This is a genomic window from Citrobacter sp. wls613, from assembly GCF_005281195.1.
Lineage (GTDB): Bacteria > Pseudomonadota > Gammaproteobacteria > Enterobacterales > Enterobacteriaceae > Citrobacter > Citrobacter gillenii.
The window spans coordinates 1-2,454 of record NZ_SZXN01000022.1; the positions used below are offsets into that span (position 1 = coordinate 1).

At 56.8% G+C, this 2,454-nt stretch carries 3 protein-coding genes; all 3 read left to right on the forward strand.

The features are described from left to right. Positions 1-81 precede the first annotated feature (81 nt). The 3 genes from FDX01_RS04005 to FDX01_RS04015 are packed head-to-tail and all read left to right on the forward strand — an operon-like array spanning position 82 to position 2,417. The gene (locus FDX01_RS04005) at positions 82-486 is read left to right on the forward strand and encodes a transposase (RefSeq protein WP_003031976.1); all 405 of its coding nucleotides are present in this window, start codon (positions 82-84) and stop codon (positions 484-486) included. Then, complete coding sequence (gene tnpB / locus FDX01_RS04010) at positions 483-830, forward strand: IS66 family insertion sequence element accessory protein TnpB (RefSeq protein WP_000612626.1); 348 nt, start codon at positions 483-485, stop codon at positions 828-830. The genes FDX01_RS04005 and tnpB overlap by 4 nt, the downstream gene beginning before the upstream one ends. A gap of 48 nt (positions 831-878) precedes the next feature. After that, on the forward strand, positions 879-2,417 hold the full coding sequence (locus tag FDX01_RS04015) for an IS66-like element ISKpn24 family transposase (RefSeq protein WP_004201219.1): 1,539 nt from the start codon (positions 879-881) through the stop codon (positions 2,415-2,417). Positions 2,418-2,454: the final 37 nt, after the last annotated feature.

Here is a 2,454-nt window from a genome sequence, read left to right on the forward strand (position 1 = left end):
GTAAGCGTCGTCTCAGCACCGTCTGGCAGATCCTGAAATTCCTGAGAGGATAATGGACACCAAATATGGTGGACGCTATCCATGAAATCATTAACCGCAGTGCGTAAAAAAAGCCCTAATTATCCCGTTGAGTTCAAAATCAAAATGGTTGAACTCTCGCATCGACCAGAGATCTCCGTAGCGCAACTCGCTCGTGAGCATGGGATCAACGATAATTTGCTGTTCAAGTGGCGCCAGTACTGGCGCGAAGGAAAACTACGTCCTCCTTCAACAACAGAAAACAACGTGCCTGAGCTGCTCCCGATAACACTTGATGCCGAAGATGTTGTCCCTGCAACCTCCCCCCGGTCACAACCTGTAGCTGCTGCGGCACCTGAATCACTCAATATCAGCTGTGAAGTGACGTTCCGGCACGGATCACTCCGTCTGAATGGTGCCATCAGCGAAAATATCCTGAACCTGCTGATACGGGAGCTCAAACGTTGATCCCATTACCATCAGGGACAAAGATCTGGCTGGTCGCTGGCATCACCGATATGAGAAACGGCTTCAACGGCCTGGCGGCAAAGGTGCAGACGACGCTGAAAGACGATCCGATGTCAGGTCACGTTTTTATCTTCCGTGGGCGTAATGGCAGTCAGGTAAAGCTCCTCTGGTCTACCGGCGATGGACTGTGTCTGCTGACCAAACGGCTGGAGCGCGGCCGCTTCGCCTGGCCGTCAGCCCGGGATGGCAAAGTGTTCCTCACACCGGCACAGCTGGCGATGCTCCTTGAAGGTATCGACTGGCGGCAGCCTAAAAGACTGCTTACGTCACTGACTATGTTGTAGGCCTCTTTATCCTGGTCGACGCTGAATGAGCCTGGTAATATACCCGGTATGAACAGCTTACTTCCTGACGATATCGATGAACTGAAACGTCTCCTTGCCGAACAGGAGGCGCTGAACCGTGCCCTTCTGGAAAAGCTGAACGAGCGTGAACGCGAAATAGATCACCTGCAGGCGCAACTGGATAAGCTGCGCCGGATGAACTTCGGCAGCCGCTCCGAAAAAGTCTCCCGCCGTATCGCGAAGATGGAAGCCGACCTTAAGCAGTTGCAGAAAGAAAGCGATACCCTTACCGGCCGGGTGGATGACCCGGCCGTGCAGCGCCCGCTGCGGCAGACCCGTACCCGCAAACCGTTCCCTGAATCACTTCCCCGTGACGAAAAACGGCTGCTGCCGGCAGCGTCATGCTGCCCGGAATGTGGTGGTGCGCTGAGTTACCTGGGTGAAGATGCCGCCGAACAGCTGGAGCTGATGCGCAGCGCCTTCCGGGTTATCCGGACAGTACGTGAAAAGCATGCCTGTACTCAGTGCGATGCCATCGTGCAGGCCCCCGCGCCTTCACGGCCCATCGAGCGGGGTATCGCAGGACCGGGGCTGCTGGCCCGCGTGCTGAGTTCAAAGTATGCAGAGCACACCCCGCTGTACCGCCAGTCTGAAATATACGGCCGCCAGGGTGTGGAGCTGAGCCGCTCACTGCTGTCGGGCTGGGTGGATGCGTGTTGCCGGCTACTGTCACCGCTGGAAGGGGCGCTTCAGGACTATGTGCTGACTGACGGTAAGCTCCATGCTGATGACACGCCTGTCCCGGTGCTGTTGCCAGGTAATAAGAAAACGAAGACCGGGCGGTTGTGGACGTACGTTCGTGACGACCGTAACGCCGGGTCAGAGCTGGCGCCGGCAGTGTGGTTCGCTTACAGCCCGGACAGAAAAGGTATCCACCCGCAGAGCCATCTCGCTGGCTTCAGCGGTGTTCTGCAGGCGGATGCGTACGCCGGGTTCAACGAACTGTACCGCAATGGACAGATAACGGAAGCTGCCTGCTGGGCTCATGCCCGCCGCAAGATCCACGATGTGCACGTTCGCACCCCGTCAGCGCTGACGGAGGAAGCCCTGAAACGGATCGGTGAGTTATATGCCATCGAGGCGGAAATAAGGGGGATGCCGGCGAAGCGACGCCTTGCAGAACGTCAGCAAAAAGCTAAACCGCGGCTGAAATCCCTGGAAAGCTGGCTGCGTGAAAAGGTGAAAACGCTGTCGCGACACTCAGAACTGGCGAAAGCGTTCACGTACGTACTGAACCAGTGGCCGGCGCTGGCTTACTATACTGACGACGGCTGGGCCGAGGCAGATAACAACATAGCTGAGAATGCGCTACGGATGGTCAGCCTGGGCCGCAAAAACTACCTGTTCTTCGGTTCGGATCATGGAGGAGAGCGGGGAGCGCTGCTGTACAGCCTGATCGGGACATGCAAACTGAACGGAGTGGAGCCAGAAAGCTACCTTCGCCATGTGCTTGATGTTATAGCTGACTGGCCGATAAACCGGGTCAGCGAACTACTCCCCTGGCGCGTAGCACTGCCAACTGAATAACACATCCCCGTCAATACGGTTCTCGCTGCACGCTTAC

What these genes read in the sequence shown, in the direction of transcription:
- FDX01_RS04015 (WP_004201219.1), top strand. Translation starts at nt 879, where the DNA reads ATGAACAGCTTACTTCCTGACGATATCGATGAACTGAAACGTCTCCTT.
- FDX01_RS04005 (WP_003031976.1), top strand. Translation starts at nt 82, where the DNA reads ATGAAATCATTAACCGCAGTGCGTAAAAAAAGCCCTAATTATCCCGTT.